The organism is Streptomyces sp. 3N207, from assembly GCF_052246355.1.
GTDB lineage: Bacteria > Actinomycetota > Actinomycetes > Streptomycetales > Streptomycetaceae > Streptomyces.
The window spans coordinates 39,493-56,157 of record NZ_JBQQBV010000019.1 but is presented as its reverse complement, the minus strand read 5'-3'; the positions used below and the strand labels follow the sequence as shown (position 1 = coordinate 56,157).

General features: G+C 71.2%; 15 protein-coding genes and 1 pseudogene. 3 read left to right on the top strand and 13 right to left on the bottom strand.

What is annotated here, in order from left to right; translation table 11 throughout:
• Positions 1-41: 41 nt before the first annotated feature.
• The gene (locus ACTWP9_RS26340; RefSeq protein ID WP_443248763.1) at positions 42-1,214 is read right to left on the bottom strand and encodes a glycerophosphodiester phosphodiesterase; all 1,173 of its coding nucleotides are present in this window, start codon (positions 1,212-1,214) and stop codon (positions 42-44) included.
• A 288-nt stretch (positions 1,215-1,502) separates the two neighbouring features.
• On the opposite strand from ACTWP9_RS26340, the gene ACTWP9_RS26335 reads away from it, so the two are divergent.
• A complete protein-coding gene (locus ACTWP9_RS26335) occupies positions 1,503-2,183 on the top strand; it encodes a lysophospholipid acyltransferase family protein (protein ID WP_443248762.1) in 681 nt (226 codons plus the stop codon).
• Positions 2,184-2,199: 16 nt separating this feature from the next.
• On the opposite strand, the gene ACTWP9_RS26330 is transcribed toward ACTWP9_RS26335, so the two are convergent.
• The 6 genes and pseudogenes from ACTWP9_RS26330 to ACTWP9_RS26305 form a co-directional block, all read right to left on the bottom strand.
• Positions 2,200-3,738 carry an MFS transporter gene (locus ACTWP9_RS26330; protein ID WP_443248761.1) on the bottom strand — a complete coding sequence of 513 codons (1,539 nt, stop codon included), beginning with the start codon at positions 3,736-3,738 and terminating at the stop codon, positions 2,200-2,202.
• Positions 3,735-4,286, bottom strand: a complete 552-nt coding sequence (locus ACTWP9_RS26325) for a TetR/AcrR family transcriptional regulator (RefSeq protein WP_443248760.1) — start codon at positions 4,284-4,286, stop codon at positions 3,735-3,737. The genes ACTWP9_RS26330 and ACTWP9_RS26325 overlap by 4 nt, the downstream gene beginning before the upstream one ends.
• Positions 4,287-4,416: 130 nt before the next feature.
• Positions 4,417-5,388, bottom strand: a complete 972-nt coding sequence (locus ACTWP9_RS26320) for an aldo/keto reductase (RefSeq protein ID WP_443248759.1) — start codon at positions 5,386-5,388, stop codon at positions 4,417-4,419.
• Positions 5,389-5,620: 232 nt separating this feature from the next.
• The gene (gene argH, locus ACTWP9_RS26315) at positions 5,621-7,060 is read right to left on the bottom strand and encodes an argininosuccinate lyase (RefSeq protein ID WP_443248758.1); all 1,440 of its coding nucleotides are present in this window, start codon (positions 7,058-7,060) and stop codon (positions 5,621-5,623) included.
• A gap of 79 nt (positions 7,061-7,139) precedes the next feature.
• Positions 7,140-7,352: pseudogene (locus tag ACTWP9_RS26310) on the bottom strand (argininosuccinate synthase); the annotation flags it as partial.
• 149 nt (positions 7,353-7,501) lie between these two features.
• Positions 7,502-7,885 (bottom strand): DUF488 domain-containing protein, encoded by a 384-nt coding sequence (locus ACTWP9_RS26305; RefSeq protein ID WP_443248757.1) that lies wholly within the window; start codon positions 7,883-7,885, stop codon positions 7,502-7,504.
• A 71-nt stretch (positions 7,886-7,956) separates the two neighbouring features.
• On the opposite strand from ACTWP9_RS26305, the gene ACTWP9_RS26300 reads away from it, so the two are divergent.
• Positions 7,957-8,841, top strand: a complete 885-nt coding sequence (locus tag ACTWP9_RS26300) for an SCO6745 family protein (protein ID WP_443248756.1) — start codon at positions 7,957-7,959, stop codon at positions 8,839-8,841.
• Positions 8,842-9,406: 565 nt separating this feature from the next.
• The gene (locus ACTWP9_RS26295; RefSeq protein ID WP_443248854.1) at positions 9,407-10,345 is read left to right on the top strand and encodes a bile acid:sodium symporter family protein; all 939 of its coding nucleotides are present in this window, start codon (positions 9,407-9,409) and stop codon (positions 10,343-10,345) included.
• Between the two features lie 12 nt (positions 10,346-10,357).
• Here the strand turns inward: ACTWP9_RS26295 and ACTWP9_RS26290 are convergent, their stop codons facing one another.
• The 6 genes from ACTWP9_RS26290 to argC all read right to left on the bottom strand — a co-directional run bounded on the left by ACTWP9_RS26290 (position 10,358) and on the right by argC (position 16,651).
• Positions 10,358-11,488, bottom strand: a complete 1,131-nt coding sequence (locus tag ACTWP9_RS26290) for a PQQ-dependent sugar dehydrogenase (protein ID WP_443248755.1) — start codon at positions 11,486-11,488, stop codon at positions 10,358-10,360.
• A gap of 225 nt (positions 11,489-11,713) precedes the next feature.
• Positions 11,714-12,241, bottom strand: a complete 528-nt coding sequence (locus ACTWP9_RS26285) for an arginine repressor (protein ID WP_443248754.1) — start codon at positions 12,239-12,241, stop codon at positions 11,714-11,716.
• 33 nt (positions 12,242-12,274) lie between these two features.
• On the bottom strand, positions 12,275-13,498 hold the full coding sequence (locus ACTWP9_RS26280; RefSeq protein WP_443248753.1) for an acetylornithine transaminase: 1,224 nt from the start codon (positions 13,496-13,498) through the stop codon (positions 12,275-12,277).
• Complete coding sequence (gene argB / locus ACTWP9_RS26275; RefSeq protein ID WP_443248752.1) at positions 13,495-14,457, bottom strand: acetylglutamate kinase; 963 nt, start codon at positions 14,455-14,457, stop codon at positions 13,495-13,497. The genes ACTWP9_RS26280 and argB overlap by 4 nt, the downstream gene beginning before the upstream one ends.
• Positions 14,454-15,626 carry a bifunctional glutamate N-acetyltransferase/amino-acid acetyltransferase ArgJ gene (gene argJ / locus ACTWP9_RS26270; protein ID WP_443248751.1) on the bottom strand — a complete coding sequence of 391 codons (1,173 nt, stop codon included), beginning with the start codon at positions 15,624-15,626 and terminating at the stop codon, positions 14,454-14,456. The genes argB and argJ overlap by 4 nt, the downstream gene beginning before the upstream one ends.
• Positions 15,623-16,651 carry an N-acetyl-gamma-glutamyl-phosphate reductase gene (argC, locus tag ACTWP9_RS26265; protein ID WP_443248750.1) on the bottom strand — a complete coding sequence of 343 codons (1,029 nt, stop codon included), beginning with the start codon at positions 16,649-16,651 and terminating at the stop codon, positions 15,623-15,625. The genes argJ and argC overlap by 4 nt, the downstream gene beginning before the upstream one ends.
• Positions 16,652-16,665 lie beyond the last annotated feature (14 nt).

Genomic DNA, 16,665 nt, shown 5'->3' with positions numbered 1-16,665 from the left:
TGCGGGGGCGGGCGGCGCACCACTCGTACGGGTGGGACCGCTCAGTGGTCGGCGCGGAAGTCGGCCGCGGCCAGCAGCGCCGTATCGCAGTTGTCCGAGAAGAGACCGTCGATGCCCGTCTCGAAGTAGCGCTTGAAGGCGCCGAACGCGTCGCCGTACGCGTTCGGGTCGTCGCCCTTGCGGAAGTCGGCGGGCAGGAAGGTGTTTTCGTTGCGCATGGTGTACGGGTGCAGCACGAGCTTCTGCGCGTGTGCGTCCCGCACCAGGGTCGTCTCCTCGCCGAGGGAGCCGTCCTGCTTGCGGGGGATGATCAGGTCGAGGGTGGGCCCGATGCCCTGCGCGAAGCCGGCGATCCACTTCAGCCCCTCGGGCTTGACCAGATCGGCGACGGTGCGCGGGTCTCCCGCCTCCACGAAGTCCCAGGGGCGCGAAGTGGGGCCGGACAGCAGGACGACGCGGGGGCATTCCACCAGCTTGCCCAGTTGCTGGATGCTGCTCGGCTCGAAGGACTGGAGGAAGTTGGGCGCCTGCGCCTCATGCCGTCCGTACCGGCGCAGCAGTTTGGCCAGCGGCTTCTCAAGACCCAGGCCAAGCTTGCGGAAGTAGGTGGGGTGCTTGGTCTCGATGTGGAGCCACACCGGACGGCCACGCCGCCTGCCCTGCTTGTCGGCCCATTGCAGGACCTCTTCGAAGCTGGGCACCTCCCAGCGGCCGTCGTAGAGGGTGTTGTGCGGGCGCTGCTTGGGGATGCGCTCCTTGGCCCGGAGCGTCTTGAGCTCCTTGAGGGTGAAGTCCTCGGTGAACCAGCCGGTCAGCTTTGTGCCGTCGACCGTCTTGGTGGTCTTACGGGAGGCGAACTCGGGGTGGTCGGCCACATCGGTGGTGGCGGTGATGTCGTTCTCGTGCCGGCACACCAGGTGGCCGTCCTTGGTGGGGACGAGGTCCTGCTCGATGACGTCGGCGCCCATGTCGAGGGCGAGCTGGTAGGAGCCGAGGGTGTGCTCGGGGCGGTAACCGCTGGCGCCGCGGTGCGCGACGACGGCCGGAGTGGGCAGGCTGCGGTGGCCTTGTCCGCCCCCGTCGGCGCGGGCCGACGGGCGGGCCGCGGCCTGCGCGGTACCACCGCCGAGCGCGACCGCGCCCGTACCCGCCGCGCCCAGCACGGCCGCCGCCCCGAGCACGGTTCTGCGGCCCGGCTGCTGCTCCTGTCCCATGCGCTCTCCTCTGCTCCGGTGGCACCGATGACCGGCCCCTGCCACACGTCGGGGTGATCGTAGGACCGGCCGGGCGGCGCCGGGGAGACGTGCGTGCGAACACGGCGGAAACACCGGCCGGTAGAGCAACGGGGATCGGAGCAATACGGAAGTAACCCGCGTCAATTCCTCGTAACGGTGCAAGCAACCCGGTGTGCCGGGTACCCGAAGCGGCGAGTATCGTCCTCATCTGCGCGTCCGTGCGCATCGACCAAGCGCACGGCCATATCGACTGAGGCGGAGGGTCCGTTGTCCCGTTTCCGGCTGATCAAGGCAGTGCTCGGCCCGCTTCTTCGCGTGCTGTTCCGGCCGAAGGTCGAAGGGGCCGACCGCATCCCGGGCTCCGGTCCGGTGATCCTGGCCGGCAACCACCTCACGTTCATCGACTCGATGATTCTGCCGCTGGTCACCACCCGCCAGGTCTTCTTCATCGGCAAGGACGAGTACGTCACCGGCAAGAGCCTCAAGGGCCGGCTGATGGCGTGGTTCTTCACCGGGGTCGGCATGATCCCCGTCGACCGGGACGGCGGACGCGGGGGCGTCGCCGCGCTGATGACCGGCCGCCGGGTGCTGGAGGAGGGCAACGTCTTCGCCATCTACCCCGAGGGCACCCGCTCCCCCGACGGCCGGCTCTACCGCGGCCGTACGGGCATCGCGCGGCTCGCCCTGATGACGGGCGCACCGGTGGTGCCGTTCGCGATGATCGGTACGGACGAGGTACAGCCGGGCGGCAAGGGCCTCCCGCGGATCGGCGGCGGGCGTCGGATCACGGTCCGGTTCGGCGAGCCGCTCGACTTCTCCCGGTACGAGGGCATGGACCGCGACCGCTATGTGCTCCGCGCGGTGACCGACGAGGTCATGAGCGATGTGATGCGCCTGTCGGGTCAGGAGTACGTGGACGTCTACGCGACGAAGGCGAAGGCGGCCTGACCTTCGCCCACAGGCGTCAGTCCCCCAACCGCTGCCCCCGCAACAGCCGCCAGGCCAAGACCGCAGCGGCCAGCAGGACTACGGCACCGGCGGTGGCGCCGTACCGCAGGCCCTCCGTGAAGCTGTCGCGGGCGGCAGCCAGCAGTTCCCCTCCCTGCGCGGGCGGCAATGTGTCTGCCGTCCGCACCGCCTCGCCCAGCGACTGCCGGGCGCGCTCCGCGGCGCCTTCCGGGACACCCGATGGGGTGGCGAAGGAGCGGTAGACGCCCGTCACCACCGAGCCCAGCAGGGCGATGCCGAGCGCGGCGCCCAGTTCGTAGGCGGTCTCCGAGACCGCCGAGGCCGCGCCGGCCTGCTCCTTCGGCACCGTCGAGAGGATCACATCGGCGGTCACCGTGAACGCCAGCCCCGCGCCTGCGCCGACGACCAGAAGCACGCCGCCCAGCAGCAGATAGCTCGTCGTCGCCTGAAGCCACAGGCAGGCGCCCAGCGCCAGCCCCACGGCGGTGAGCCCCCCGGAGACGGCGCCCCGCACGGACGTACGGCGCGCGACCCACCCCGCGAACAGCCCGGCGACGATCGAACCGATGGCGGCGGGCAGTTCGGCGAGCCCGGCCTGGAACGGGGTACGTGCCTGCACCATCTGGAGGAACTGGGAGAGGAAGAAGACCAGTCCGGACAGGCCGAGGATGGTCAGCAGGTCGGCGAGGACGGCACCGCTGAAGCCGCGATGGGCGAACAGCCGCATGTCCAGCAGCGGCGCCGGCAGCCGCAGTTGGCGGCGTACGAACGCGTACAGCGCCGCGAGTCCGACGGCGCCGGCCAGCACGGCGTCCCAGCGGAAGCCGTAAGCGGCAGCCTCCTTGACGGCGTAGACGAGCGCGATGATGCCCACCATCGACAGTCCCACGCTCGGCAGGTCCCACGGTCCCGGCGCCGGGTTTCTGGATTCCGGCAGCAGCTTGCTGCCGACCAGCACCAGTACGGCCATCACGGGGAGGTTGATCAGGAAGACGGAGCCCCACCAGAAGTGCTCCAGCAGGAAGCCGCCGACCACGGGACCTATGGCGGTGCCGGCGGCCGTCATCGCGCCCCAGATGCCCACGGCCAGGCTGCGCTCCCGCGGGTCCGGGAAGATGTTGCGGATCAGCGCGAGAGTGGCGGGCATCAGGGTGGCGCCCGCCACGCCCATCAGTGCCCGCCACAGGATCATCGCCTCGGCGCTGTGCGCATAGGCGGTCAGCACCGAGAGGGCGCCGAACGCCACCGAGCCGGTGAGCAGCAGCTTCTTGCGCCCGATCCGGTCGCCGAGGCTGCCCATGGAGACCAGCAGCCCGGCGATGACGAACGAGTAGACGTCGCCGATCCACAGCAGTTGGGTGCTGGAGGGGCGCAGGTCCTCGCTGAGGAAGGGCGCGGCCAGGCCGAGGACGGTGACGTCGATACCGACCAGCAGTACGGCCAGTACCAGCACCGCGAGGGCGACCCAGCGCAGCCGGGAGGGGTCGGCCCCGGGCCGCACCTCGGGGCCGGGGCATACGGTTCTGCTGCTCATTTCGAACTGTTCCGTCGTACGCCGCCGAGCAGCAGCTCGGCGGTCATCCGTACCGAGTCGCGGGCCGCGACCCTGCCGTCCTGGACCGCCCAGGCCGACGCCGTGATCAGCGCGTAGAGGGCTTCGGTGAGCCAGGCCGGGGACAGGTCGATGCGGAAGGTGCCCTCTTGCTGTCCGCGCTGGAACAGGGCGCTGATCCGCTCGTCGATCCTGGTCCAGCCCTCGTGCTGCTCGCCGGGCTCGAAGAGCTGGTTCTCGGTGACCAGAAAGCCGAGGAAGCTGGCGAGCGGCTCGGTCCGGGCGATGACGCGCCGTACCGCCTCGGCGGCGTCGCCCTCCTCCAGCCGGGCCGCGTCCAGCGCCGCGTCGAGGCGGCGGAGACCGAGCTGTTCCAGCGCCCGGACGAGCGCCTCGCGGCCGGCGAAGTGCCGGTGCAGCGTGGCACGGCTGATGCCGGCGGCCCTGGCGATGTCGTCCATCGAGGAGGTCGGCCGCCGCGTCAGCACATCGGCGGCGGTGCTCAGCAGCTCTTCCCGGTCCAGACTCATGAGACAACCCTACCCCGTATGAGACAGTGTTGTCGCATACGAGACAGCAAAAGCGCCCCGCCGCGCGGGGGCGGCGGGGCGCCGGCGCAATCGCGACTCTGTCAGTACGCCGGCCTTGTGAGCTGCGGCTTCACTGCCACGGCAGCTCGGAGCGGCGCCGCCAGTACACCTCCGGCTCCTCCACCAGCTCGGTCAGCAGGGCCAGTTGGGCCTCGTCCAGCTCGGCCGCCGTGGCCAGCAGGTTGGCGTGCAGCTCGCCGACCGTGGCCGCGCCGGAGAGGACGACTCCCGCCCACGGCTGCCGCAGCACCGCGGCGAGCGCGACGGCATCCGGTGTGGTCCCCGCCGCCTCCGCCACCAGGTGCAGATCGCGGGGCTCCTGGCCACCGGCCAGCCGTCCGTTGGCCATCGCCTCCTTGACGATCACCGTGAGCCCCGCCTCGTGCGCCTCGGCCAGCGCACCGGCCGCCGAGGTCTCCAGCAGGTTGTAGGTGCTCTGGACGGTACGGAAGAGCGGCTCGCCGTCCACGGTGACCCGCAGCGCCGCGCGGATGGCGTCGGCCTGCGCGGGCCCGCTGGTGCTGAAGCCGACCGTGACCCCCTCCGCCGCCAGCCCGGCGAGCCGCTCGTGCAGCGCGGTGTCGCTGAGCGCGGGGCTGTCCGGGGTGAGGGAGTGGATCTGGTACAGGTCCAGCCGGTCGCCGAGCAGTTCACGGCTCTCGGCCAGCTGCCGCTCGAACGCCGCGAGGGAGTGGTCCTTGACCTCGTGCACCTCGGCGTCCGTACGCCACTCCCCCACATAGGCGTAGCCCCACTTGCTGCCGACGACCACGTCGTCGGCCTCCGGATGCTCGCGCAGCCAGCCCGCGAGGAACTCCTCGGCCCGCCCGTAGGAACGCGCCGCGTCGAAGTAGCGCACGCCCTGCACGTAGGCCGCGTCCAGGAGTTCGTGCGTACGGGAGCGAAGCGCCTCCGGGGTGCGGTTGGCGGGCAGTTCCGCCTCCCTGCCGAGGGTGATGTACGCGGGACGGCCGACGGCGGCCAGCCCCAAGCCGAGGTGGGCCGTCGGTGTGGTGGCGGAAGCGAGACGGGTGAAGGGCATCGGCATCTCCCGGCCAAGGTGCGAACGGTGGTGCGGCTGGTGCCGCACCACCGTACTCGGCTGCCGCCGCTGGGCCCCGCACCTTGGCGTTGCCCTGCGGTGTCGACGCTGCCCCTCCCCTGTTCTGGTCAGGGGGTGCCCCTGCCTGACCTTCGCAGGCTGCGGGTGTGTTGTGGCTGGGCGCGCAGTTCCCCGCGCCCCTGACGGGGCGCGTCCCCCTGCGCGTGGGAGGTCAGCGCTTGGCGTCTGCCCATTCGCGCTGGCGGTCCAGGTCGATGCGGAGGTCCGCGAGCTGGGTGGCCACCGCGGAGGGTGCCGTACCGCCCTTGCCGTCCCGGGCTGCCAGCGCGCCCGGGACGTTCAGCACCTCGCGCACCTCGGGGGTAAGGTGCGGGGAGATCGCGGCGAACTGCTCGTCGGTGAGCTGGTCCAGCTCGATGCCCGTACGCTCGCACTCCTTCACGCAGGCGCCCGCCACCTCGTGCGCCACCCGGAACGGGACGCCGCGCTTGACCAGCCACTCGGCCACATCGGTGGCCAGCGAGAACCCGGCCGGAGCCAGCTCGGCCATCCGGTCGCCGTGCACGGTCAGCGTCGCCATCATGCCGGTGAACGCTGGCAGCAGCAGCTCCAGTTGGTCGATGGAGTCGAAGACCGGCTCCTTGTCCTCCTGGAGGTCCCGGTTGTAGGCGAGCGGCAGCGCCTTGAGCGTCGCCATCACCCCGGTCAGATTGCCGATCAGCCGGCCGGACTTGCCGCGCGCCAGCTCCGCGATGTCCGGGTTCTTCTTCTGCGGCATGATCGAGGAGCCGGTCGAGAAGGCGTCGTGCAGTGTCACGAAGGAGAACTCCTTCGTGTTCCAGATGATGATCTCCTCGGCGATCTTCGAGAGATCGACTCCGATCATCGCGGTGACGAACGCGAACTCCGCGACGAAGTCGCGCGAGGCCGTCCCGTCGATCGAGTTGGCCGCACTGCCGCCCTCGAAGCCGAGGTCGGCGGCGACGGCCTCCGGGTCGAGGCCGAGTGAGGACCCGGCCAGCGCCCCGGAGCCGTACGGCGACACCGCTGTACGCGCGTCCCACTGGCGCAGCCGCTCCGCGTCCCGCGCGAGGGCCTGGGCGTGTGCCAGGACGTGGTGTGCGAACAGCACGGGCTGCGCGTGCTGGAGGTGGGTGCGGCCCGGCATCGCCACATCCGGATGCATCTCGGCGAGGCCGACGAGCACGCCCTGCAGTTCGGCCAGCAGGCCGCCGATCACCCGGGCGTGGTCCCGCAGATACATCCGGAAGAGGGTGGCGACCTGGTCGTTGCGGGACCTGCCCGCACGGAGCTTGCCGCCCAGGTCCTTACCGAGGCGCTCCAGGAGGCCGCGCTCCAGGGCCGTGTGGACGTCCTCGTCGGCGATGGTGCCCTGGAAGTCGCCGGAGGTGACGTCCCGTTCGAGCAGGTCCAGGCCCTCGATCATCTGGACCAGCTCGTCGTCGGTGAGCAGGCCCGCCTTGTGCAGGACGCGGGCGTGGGCCCGTGAGCCCGCGATGTCGTACGGCGCCAGGCGCCAGTCGAAGTGGACCGATGCGGAGAGCTTTTCGAGGGCTTCCGCCGGGCCGTCCGCGAAGCGTCCGCCCCAGAGCCGGACGTCCTCGTTGCCGCTGCTGTTGTCGCTGCTCACTGGTTTACGTGCCTGTTCGTCTGGTAGTGGAGATGCCCCTGCCCCTCCCAGGACGGCGTCCCGGGGCAGCGGCCAGAGCCTACGCCTGCTGGTCGCGCTTGGCGGCCGGCTTGCTGCTGAGTCCGAAGATCTCGATGAACCCCTTCGACATCGACTGGTCGAAGGTGTCCCCGGTGTCGTACGTCGCCAGGCCGAAGTCGTACAGCGACTGCTCCGACCGGCGCCCGGTCACCACGGCCCGCCCGCCGTGCAGCGTCATCCGGATGTCGCCGGAGACATGCTGGTTGGCCTGACCGGCTAGCATAAGTATGCACTTCTCCGTATGCTTCGTCAATGAGCGCCCCTGACCTGCGGCGGCACTGCGGAATCCCGCCGTGACGCCTTTCGCGGATCGGCCGGGTGCGCGTGTGTTCAGGCTGGTCGCGCAGTTCCCCGCACTCCTTACGGGGCGCGGTTCTTCAGTTCGTCGGCCAGCACTCGGGTGTGGCCGATCGACGGGTCCTTGACGGCGGTCAGGAGGGTGAGCGTTCCGGCGCCGGAGGCGGTTTCCAGTAGGTCGCCGATCACCTGTTCGCCCTCCTCCGTGGCCAGCTCGGCGCGGTAGCGCTCGGCGAACTCGTCGAAGCGGTCCGGATCGTGTCCGTACCACTTGCGCAGCTCCGTACTGGGGGCGATCTCCTTGTGCCAGGCGTCCAGCGCGGCTTCCTCCTTGGCCAGACCGCGCGGCCAGACGCGGTCCACCAGGACGCGGGCGCCGTCCGTTGCGGGATCGGGTTCTTCATAGACGCGGCGCACCTGGATCTTCGGTTTCTTCTTGGCAGCCATGACGTCAGCGTGCGACCGGCGCCCACCCTCCGCATGTTGACGCCGTTCACATTGGCGGATAGCTTACGGCCATGGCTGACTATCCGAGTCTCGCGCGGCAGACGTGGCACCAGCTCGAACCCGTCTATGCATCCGTCTACTTCTCCCCCGAGGTCGCCGCACAGACCAGTGCCCTCGGTTACGACACCACCGCGCGCTGGCCCTCCTATTTCGCCCTGCGGGCGGCTCCGCTCGGAGCAGCGACGGCCCAGCTGGTGACGGCGACGTTCTACAGCTTCAGCCCGCACGCGGTCGCCGAGCACGTGCCCGGTATCTGGCGGACCGCCTCGCCAGGGGCGGTGCTGGAGGCGCGTACGCGGGGCGTGGACGCGACGCTGCGGGCCATGCTCGGCGACCGGATCGCCGACCCCGGCCTCGCCGAGGCGGCCGAGCTGGCCCGCACCGCCGCTGAGGCCGCCGATTTCGCCGGGCGCCCACTGGCTGCCGCCAATGCTGCGCTGGACTGGCCGGAAGAGCCGCATCTGGCGCTGTGGCAGGCGGCGAACGTGCTCCGCGAGCACCGCGGCGACGGCCATCTGGTGGCGCTGCAGGCCGCCGGGCTGGACGGCTGCGAGGCGCTGGTGTCCTTCGCGGGGATCGGCGCGGCCCCGGTGGAGAACTTCGCCTCGCGCGGGTGGAGCGAGCAGGAGTGGGGGGCGGCCCGCGCCCGGCTCATGGAGCGCGGCCTGGTCGACGCCGAGGGCTCGGCCACCGAGCGGGGCCGTGAGGTGCGGGACGAGGTGGAGCGGGTGACGGACGAGCTGGCCGCGGCGCCGTACCAGGCACTCGGCGAGGACGGCTGCGCCCGGCTGGCCGAGCTCAACCGCCCGGCGTTCACCGCCGTGATCGGATCCGGGCTGCTGCCCGCCCAGTCCACGCTGGGCATCCTCACCGTACGAGCACCCGGACCCCGGTAGGCCCGCGGATCCGGCAGAGCCGGGCCCGCCCCCTGCGACAGGGCCGGGCTCGGTCGGAGCGAGCCGGGCGGCCGCGCAGCTGATGCCGGCGGTGGGCGGGGGCGCGAACCCGGCGATGCCGGATGCCGGATGCCGGATGCCGGATGCCGGATGCCGGATGCCGGATGCCGGATGCCGGATGCCGGATGCCGGATGCCGTCGAACTCGCCCACACGTCGGCCGGTTGCGGCGAGAACGAGGGTCCGGACGGTCTCTCAGGCGCCAGCCGCCGTTACGAGACCGCCATGTTGGCGCGTGCCGCCGAGGCCGCGCGGGAGTCGGCCCTGGTCGAGGGGGTGTTGGTCCTCGGTGGCGCACAGCACATGCAATGGTCCTTTACGCGTCACCGGTTCAGGGGCCCTCCCGAGCACGCCGGTGGGTCACATCGCGAGACAGCCTTGCCAACCGGCCCCACAGGGCGTTTTCTCTCCGGGTGCCAACCGAACACCAGAACACCTCGCCGGCCGCGCCGGACCCCGTCAACTCCCCCGGTACCACGGCCGAGCAGCGCGGGGCCCGCCGCGCGGTGACCCTCTTCCCCCTGCTGGTGCTGCTCGCGGGCGGCCTCGGCCTGGTGACTCCGGGCAGCTTCACGGGCGGCGCGGAGGCGGTGCCGTACCTGCTCGGCGTCGTGATGTTCTCCATGGGGCTGACCATGACGCTGCCCGACTTCCGCGGGGTCGTGCGCCGGCCCTGGGTGGTCGCGCTGGGACTCGCGGCGCAGTACCTCGTGATGCCAGGACTCGGCTGGCTGGTCGCCCAGTCGCTGAGCCTCTCGCCGGAGCTCGCGGCTGGCGTGATTCTGGTCGGCTGCGCGCCGGGCGGCACGGCGTCGAACGTCGTCACCTACCTGGCACGCGGCGACGTGGCCCTTTCGGTCTCCGTGACCTCGGTCTCCACGCTCTTCGCACCGTTGCTGACCCCGCCGCTCACCCTGTTCCTGGCGGGCGAGTTCCTGCCCGTGGACACCGGCTCGATGGTCGGCGACATCCTCAAGACCGTACTGCTTCCGGTGCTCGGCGGGCTGCTGGTGCGGCTGCTCGCAGGGCGCTACGTGGCGCGCGCGCTGCCCGTGCTGCCCTGGCTGTCGGCGATCACGATCGCGGCCATCGTCACCATCGTGGTGGCGGGCAGCGCGGACGCGATCAAGTCGGCGGCGGCGCTGGTCTTCCTGGCGGTCGTACTGCACAACGGCCTGGGCCTGATCCTGGGTTATGCCGTGGGGCGGCTGGCCCGGCTCGGCGAACCGGCCGGCCGTGCCATGGCCTTCGAGGTCGGCATGCAGAACTCGGGCCTGGCTGCCTCCCTGGCCACCGCGCACTTCAGCCCTCTGGCTGCGCTGCCCGCCGCCGTCTTCTCGGTGTGGCACAACGTCTCGGGGGCACTGGCCGCAGCGTGGTTCGCCCACCGCGACCGCCGCCTCACCGCCGCCCCGCAGGACGCCGGTGAGGCCCGGAACCCCTAGAGCTCCGCGGGGTTACGCGGCCGGGTCGATCCGGTAGACGTCGCCGCCCAGCGCCAGTGCGTAGAGCTCCTTGTCGCCGCCCTCGGCGAACGAGACGACCTCACCTCCGTTGACGCCGAGGTTGGTCTCGCCGGTCACCTTGCCGTCCTTCATCTCCAGCGCGCGGATGTCGCCTTCGCAGTAGTCGCTGAAGAGGTATCTGCCCTGCAGCTGCGGGACGGCCTTGCCGCGGTAGACGTAGCCGCCGGTGACCGAACAGCGCGAGGAGCCACGGTCGTACTCGAAGACCGGCGGCACATGGTTCGCGGGTTCCTCGCCCGCGACCGGAAGCGTGCCCTCCATCCTGGCCCAGCCGTAGTTCTCGCCGCCCTTGCTGCTGCCGGGCGCCCAATCGATCTCCTCGCGGCGGTTCTGGCCGACATCGCCGATCAACAGGTCTCCGTTCGCGGAGTCGAAGGAGAACCGCCACGGGTTGCGCAGCCCGTACGCCCAGATCTCCGGCCGCACGCCCGGCTTGCCGACGTACGGGTTGTCCTCGGGGACTGCGTACGGGTCGCCCTTGGCGGGGTCGATGCGCAGGATCTTGCCGAGGAACGTGTCGAGATTCTGGCCGTTGTCCTGCGGGTCGTTGGCGCTGCCGCCGTCGCCGAAGGCGACGTAGAGCATGCCGTCCGGGCCGAAGGCGATGTCGCCCCCGTTGTGGTTCGCGTACGGCTGCTCCTGGGTGAGGACCGTGCGGCGGCTGTCCTGCTGGACCTCGCCGTTCTCGACGGCGAACTCGTCGAGGCGGCTGTTGCCCTTCAGATCGGTGAACGAGAGGTACAGATGTTCATGGCCGGGGTCGAAAGCGAGGCCGAGAAGGCCGCGTTCACCGTCGACGGTGGTCTCGTCCGTGATGTCGACAACGGGGTCGCCGAGCCCCTTCTCATCCAGGACCCGTACGGTGCCGGGCCGTTCGGCGATCCACACCGTGCCGTCGGGACCCGCCGTTCCGGCGGTGGGGTTCTTGGCCTCGGCGACCTTCGTAAGGGCGACGTCTGCCTGTCGTGGTGCGGTCTTCTCCTCGGCGGACGCCGTGGATAACGCGAGTGAGGCGGCGAGCACGAGCGTGCCGAGCACCGCCGAGCGCTTGCGAACTTTCACCGTGATCCTCCTGGAGGCAGCGGTCAAGTCGTCACCCGGCTGCGAGGGCCATGGATCGTAGGCCGTGAAAGTGGGGGCACCCCGCGCCAGCATGCAACTCGGGTGGGGGGTGGTGCGGCAGTGCGCTGCTGGCTACCCGTGAGGGTAATCGCCCGGAGAGGCGCGCGGAATGGTGCCGAAGGGGCGCGGAAGCGGGGGGTAGCGCCCGTGCGAGGGCAGGAGCCCTCAGCGCTCCTTCTGGGCCAGTGCCAGCAGATGGTCGGCCAGCGCCTGCCCACCGTCCGGCGCGCGGCTGATCAGCAGCAGCGTGTCGTCCCCCGCAATGGTGCCGATGATCTCGTGCACCCCCGCCTGATCGATGGCCGAGGCCAGAAACTGCGCCGCCCCCGGAGGGGTCCGCAGCACGACGAGATTGGCGGACGCCTCGGCGGAGATGAGGAGTTCACCGGCGAGCCGCGCCATCCGCGCCTCGGTGGCTGACTCGCCCAGCGGAGCCCGCGGGGTGGGGTCGCCCCCCTCCGCGGGGACCGCGTAGATCAGCTCGCCCCCGGTGTTGCGGATCTTGACGGCGCCCAGCTCGTCGAGGTCCCGGGAGAGGGTGGCCTGGGTGACCGTGAGCCCGTCGTCGGCCAGAAGCTTGGCGAGCTGGCTCTGCGAGCGGACCGGCTGCCTGCCCAGAATGTCGACGATGCGGCGATGGCGGGCCGTCCGCGTCTGCGGGACGGCCTGTCCCCCGTGCTGCTCCTCGGTCATCGTGCGCGTACCCCTCTGGTCATCTGCTTCAGATCATCGCTGTCTGCCGGCTGCGGCATCGGCCACCGCGTCGGCCGCTGCCGCGTCGAGGACGGCAGGCAGCGCCCCGACGAGCGCGTCCACCTCGGCCTCCCCGACGATCAGCGGCGGAGCGAGCCGGACGACGTCCGGGGCGACCGCGTTCACCAGGAATCCCGCGTCCTGCGCCGCCTGTTGCGCGCGCGGCGCGACCGGCTCGCAGAGCACGATACCCAGCAGCAGCCCCGCACCACGGACCTGCGCGACGAGCGGGTGACCGAGGCCCTGGATGCCCTCGCGCAACCGGGCGCCGACGCGCTTGACGTGGTCGAGCAGCCCGTCGGCCGCGATGGTCTCCAGCACCGCGAGACCCGCGGCGCAGGCGACCGGGTTGCCGCCGAAGGTGGAGCCGTGCTGGCCCGGCTCCAGCAGCTCGGCCGCGGCGCCGAACGCGAGCGTGGCGCCCAGCGGCAGCCCGCCGCCCAGCCCCTTGGCGAGCGTGATGACGTCGGGCTCGACGCCCTGGGCCTGGCACTCGAACCAGTGCCCCGTACGGCCGATGCCCGTCTGGATCTCGTCCAGCACCAGCAGCGTTCCGGTGGTGGCGGTGATCTCGCGAGCCGCGGCCAGATAGCCCTCGGGCGGTACGACGACGCCGTTCTCGCCCTGGATCGGTTCGACGATCAGCAGCGCCGTCTCCTCGGTGACCGCGGCGCGCAATGCCTCGGTGTCGCCGTACGGGACGTGCGTGACGTCGCCGGGCAGCGGGCGGAACGGCTGCTGCTTGGCCGGCTGACCGGTCAGTGCGAGGGCGCCCATCGTGCGGCCGTGGAAGCCGCCCTGGGTGGCGACCATGTGGGTACGCCCGGTGCGCCGCCCGATCTTGAAGACGGCTTCGACGGCCTCCGCACCGGAGTTGGCGAAGTACACCTTCCCGGGGCGGCCCGCAACCTCCAGCAGCTTCTCGGCGAGCGCGACGGGCGGCTCGGCGATGAAGAGGTTGGAGACATGGCCGAGGGTGGCGATCTGGTCGGAGACGGCGCGCACCACGGCCGGGTGGGCGGTGCCGAGCGCGTTGACGGCGATACCGCCGACGAAGTCGGTGTACTGCTTGCCCTCCGCGTCCCACAGCAGGCTGCCCTCGCCATGGGTGAGGGGGATGCGCGGGGTGCCGTAGTTGTTCATCAGCACGCCCTGCCACCGTCCGGTGAGGGCGGAGTTGTCGTGCGTGACGGTCATTCGTGGCCCTCCGCGTTGTGCGACGTGTTCCGGCGTGCTGCGTGTGGCTCGGGGACGGCGTCGGGGACGACCATTGTGCCGATGCCCTCGTCCGTGAAGATCTCCAGCAGGATGGAGTGCGGCACCCGCCCGTCCAGTACGCGGGCCGTGTGCACCCCGTTGCGTACGGCGTACAGGCAGCCCTCCATCTTGGGGACCATCCCGCTCGCCAGCTCGGGCAGCAGCTTCTCCAGCTCCGCGGCGGTCAGTTCGCTGATCACGTCGTCGCTGTTCGGCCAGTCCGCGTACAGGCCCTCCACGTCGGTGAGGACCATCAGCGTCTCGGCACCCAGCGAGGCGGCGAGGGCTGCGGCTGCGGTGTCGGCGTTGACGTTGTAAACATGGTCGTCGTCGGCGCTGCGGGCGATGGAGGAGATGACCGGGATCCGGCCGTCGTCCAGCAGCGCCTCTATCGCACCGGTCTCGACGGAGCTGATACGGCCCACCCGGCCCAGGTCGACGGCCTCCCCGTCCACTTCGGTCACATGCTTGGTGGCCGCCATGATGTGGGCGTCCTCGCCGGTCATGCCGACGGCGAGCGGGCCGTGCTGGTTGAGGAGATTGACCAGCTCGCGCTGCACCTGGCCCGCCAGCACCATCCGTACGACGTCCATCATCTCGGGCGTGGTCACCCGCAGTCCGGCGCGGAACTCGGACTCCAGGCCCAGCCGGTCCAGCTGCTTGCTGATCTGCGGGCCGCCGCCGTGCACCACGACGGGGCGCAGCCCGGCGTGCCGCAGGAAGACCACATCCTGGGCGAAGGCCGCCTTCAGCTCCTCGTCCACCATCGCGTTCCCGCCGAACTTGATGACGACGGTCTTGCCGTGATGCCGGGTCAGCCAGGGCAGCGCCTCGATGAGGATCTGCGCCTTGGGCAGCGCGGTGTGTTTGCGGGCGCTGCTCGGCTGTCGAATGCTCATGACGAGTACGCGCTGTTCTCGTGGACGTAGTCGGCCGTCAGGTCGTTGGACCAGATGACCGCGGACGCGGAGCCGGCGTTGAGGTCGGCGGTGATCCGGACCTCGCGGAACCGCATGTCGACCTTGTCGCGGTCCTCGCCGACGGAGCCGCCGCGGCAGACCTGTACGCCGTTGATGGACACGTCCAGCTGGTCGGGATCGAACGTCGCGTCCGTGGTGCCGATGGCGGCCAGCACCCGGCCCCAGTTGGGGTCCTCGCCGTGGATGGCGCACTTGAGGAGGTTGTTGCGGGCGATGGTGCGGCCCACCGTGACGGCCTCGTCCTCACTGGCCGCGCCCACCACCTCGATCCGGATGTCCTTGGAGGCGCCCTCCGCGTCCCGGATGAGCTGCTGTCCCAGGTCGGCGCAGATCGCGTGGACCGCTTCGGCGAACTCGGCCTGCTCCGGGCGCACTCCGGTCGCGCCCGAGGCGAGCAGCAGCACGGTGTCGTTGGTGGACATGGCGCCGTCGGAGTCGATGCGGTCGAAGGTGGTGCGGGTGGCGGCGCGCAGCGCGCCGTCCAGCTCGTCCGCCGCCAGGTCGGCGTCGGTGGTCAGGACGACGAGCATGGTGGCCAGCCCCGGGGCGAGCATGCCCGCGCCCTTGGCCATACCGCCGACGGTCCAGCCCGCGGGGCTGGTGACGACGGCGGTCTTGTGCACGGTGTCGGTCGTCTTGATGGCGAGGGCGGCCTTCTCGCCGCCGTGCTCGGACAGCGCGGCGGCTGCCGTCTCGACGCCGGGCAGCAGCTTGTCCATCGGCAGCCGCAGCCCGATCAGCCCCGTGGAGGCGACCGCGACCTCCGCTGCGCTGTGTTCGGTGCCGGTGGCTGCCGTCAGCGCCTCGGCTGCTTTCTCCGCGGTCGCATGGGTGTCCTGGAAGCCGGGAGCGCCCGTACAGGCGTTGGCGCCGCCGGAGTTGAGCACCACCGCCGAGACCCGGCCGCCCTTGAGGACCTGCTTGGACCAGAGCACCGGAGCCGCCTTGACGCGGTTGGCGGTGAAGACCCCGGCCGCCTCGAGACGCGGCCCGTTGTTGACGACGAGTGCGAGGTCGGGGGCCCCGCTCTCCTTGAGCCCGACTGCGATGCCCGCCGCCGTGAACCCGCCGGCCGCTGTGACGCTCATGGTGCGACTCCGATCGTGGAAAGTCCCAGTCCCTCGTCCAGGCCGAGGGCGATGTTCATGCTTTGCACGGCACCGCCCGCGGTGCCCTTGGTGAGGTTGTCGACGGCGCTGACGACGATGATGCGGTCCGCTTCCGGGTCGTACGCGACCTGGAGGTGCACGGAGTTGGAGCCCTGCACGGCGGCCGTCGCGGGCCACCGGCCCTCCGGGAGCAGGGTGACGAACGGCTCGTCCTGGTACGCCTTCTCATAGCCGGCCCGCAGCTGCTCGGCGGTGGTGCCGGGGGTGGCTTTGGCGCTGCACGTGGCGAGAATGCCGCGGGACATGGGGGCGAGGGTCGGGGTGAAGGAGACGCTGACGCGCTGCCCCGCGGCAGCCGAGAGGTTCTGGATCATCTCGGGGGTGTGCCGGTGCGTACCACCGACCCCGTACGGGCTCATCGAGCCCATGACCTCGCTGCCCAGCAGATGCGGCTTGAGTGCCTTGCCGGCACCGGAGGTGCCGGTCGCGGCGACGATCACGGCGTCGGGCTCGGCGAGGCCGTTCGCGTAGGCGGGCACCAGCGCGAGGGAGACGGCGGTGGGGAAGCAGCCGGGCACCGCGATCCGCTTCGTCCCGCGCAGCGTCTCGCGGGCGCCGGGCAGCTCGGGGAGTCCGTACGGCCAGGTGCCGGCGTGCGGGGTGCCGTAGAACCGCTCCCAGTCGGCCGCGTCGGTCAGCCGGAAATCGGCGCCGCAGTCCACGACCAGCACTGCGTCGCCCAGCTGCTCGGCGACGGCCGCCGACTGCCCGTGCGGGAGCGCGAGGAAGACCACGTCGTGACCGCGCAGGACCTCCGCCGTGGTCTCCTCCAGCACCCGGTCCGCGTACGGCACCAGATGCGGCTGGAGCTCCCCGAAGCGCTGCCCGGCGTTGCTGTTCCCGGTCAGCGCCCCGACCTCGACCTGCGGATGCCCGGCGAGCAGGCGCAGCACCTCACCCCCCGCGTAACCGCTCGCTCCCGCCACTGCCGTGCGCACTGCCATGAAACCTCCTCCTC

What these genes read in the sequence shown, in the direction of transcription:
- ACTWP9_RS26340 (WP_443248763.1), bottom strand. Translation starts at nt 1,214, where the DNA reads ATGGGACAGGAGCAGCAGCCGGGCCGCAGAACCGTGCTCGGGGCGGCG.
- ACTWP9_RS26330 (WP_443248761.1), bottom strand. Translation starts at nt 3,738, where the DNA reads ATGAGCAGCAGAACCGTATGCCCCGGCCCCGAGGTGCGGCCCGGGGCC.
- ACTWP9_RS26325 (WP_443248760.1), bottom strand. Translation starts at nt 4,286, where the DNA reads ATGAGTCTGGACCGGGAAGAGCTGCTGAGCACCGCCGCCGATGTGCTG.
- ACTWP9_RS26320 (WP_443248759.1), bottom strand. Translation starts at nt 5,388, where the DNA reads ATGCCCTTCACCCGTCTCGCTTCCGCCACCACACCGACGGCCCACCTC.
- ACTWP9_RS26305 (WP_443248757.1), bottom strand. Translation starts at nt 7,885, where the DNA reads ATGGCTGCCAAGAAGAAACCGAAGATCCAGGTGCGCCGCGTCTATGAA.
- ACTWP9_RS26300 (WP_443248756.1), top strand. Translation starts at nt 7,957, where the DNA reads ATGGCTGACTATCCGAGTCTCGCGCGGCAGACGTGGCACCAGCTCGAA.
- ACTWP9_RS26285 (WP_443248754.1), bottom strand. Translation starts at nt 12,241, where the DNA reads ATGACCGAGGAGCAGCACGGGGGACAGGCCGTCCCGCAGACGCGGACG.
- ACTWP9_RS26280 (WP_443248753.1), bottom strand. Translation starts at nt 13,498, where the DNA reads ATGACCGTCACGCACGACAACTCCGCCCTCACCGGACGGTGGCAGGGC.
- argB (WP_443248752.1), bottom strand. Translation starts at nt 14,457, where the DNA reads ATGAGCATTCGACAGCCGAGCAGCGCCCGCAAACACACCGCGCTGCCC.
- argJ (WP_443248751.1), bottom strand. Translation starts at nt 15,626, where the DNA reads ATGAGCGTCACAGCGGCCGGCGGGTTCACGGCGGCGGGCATCGCAGTC.
- argC (WP_443248750.1), bottom strand. Translation starts at nt 16,651, where the DNA reads ATGGCAGTGCGCACGGCAGTGGCGGGAGCGAGCGGTTACGCGGGGGGT.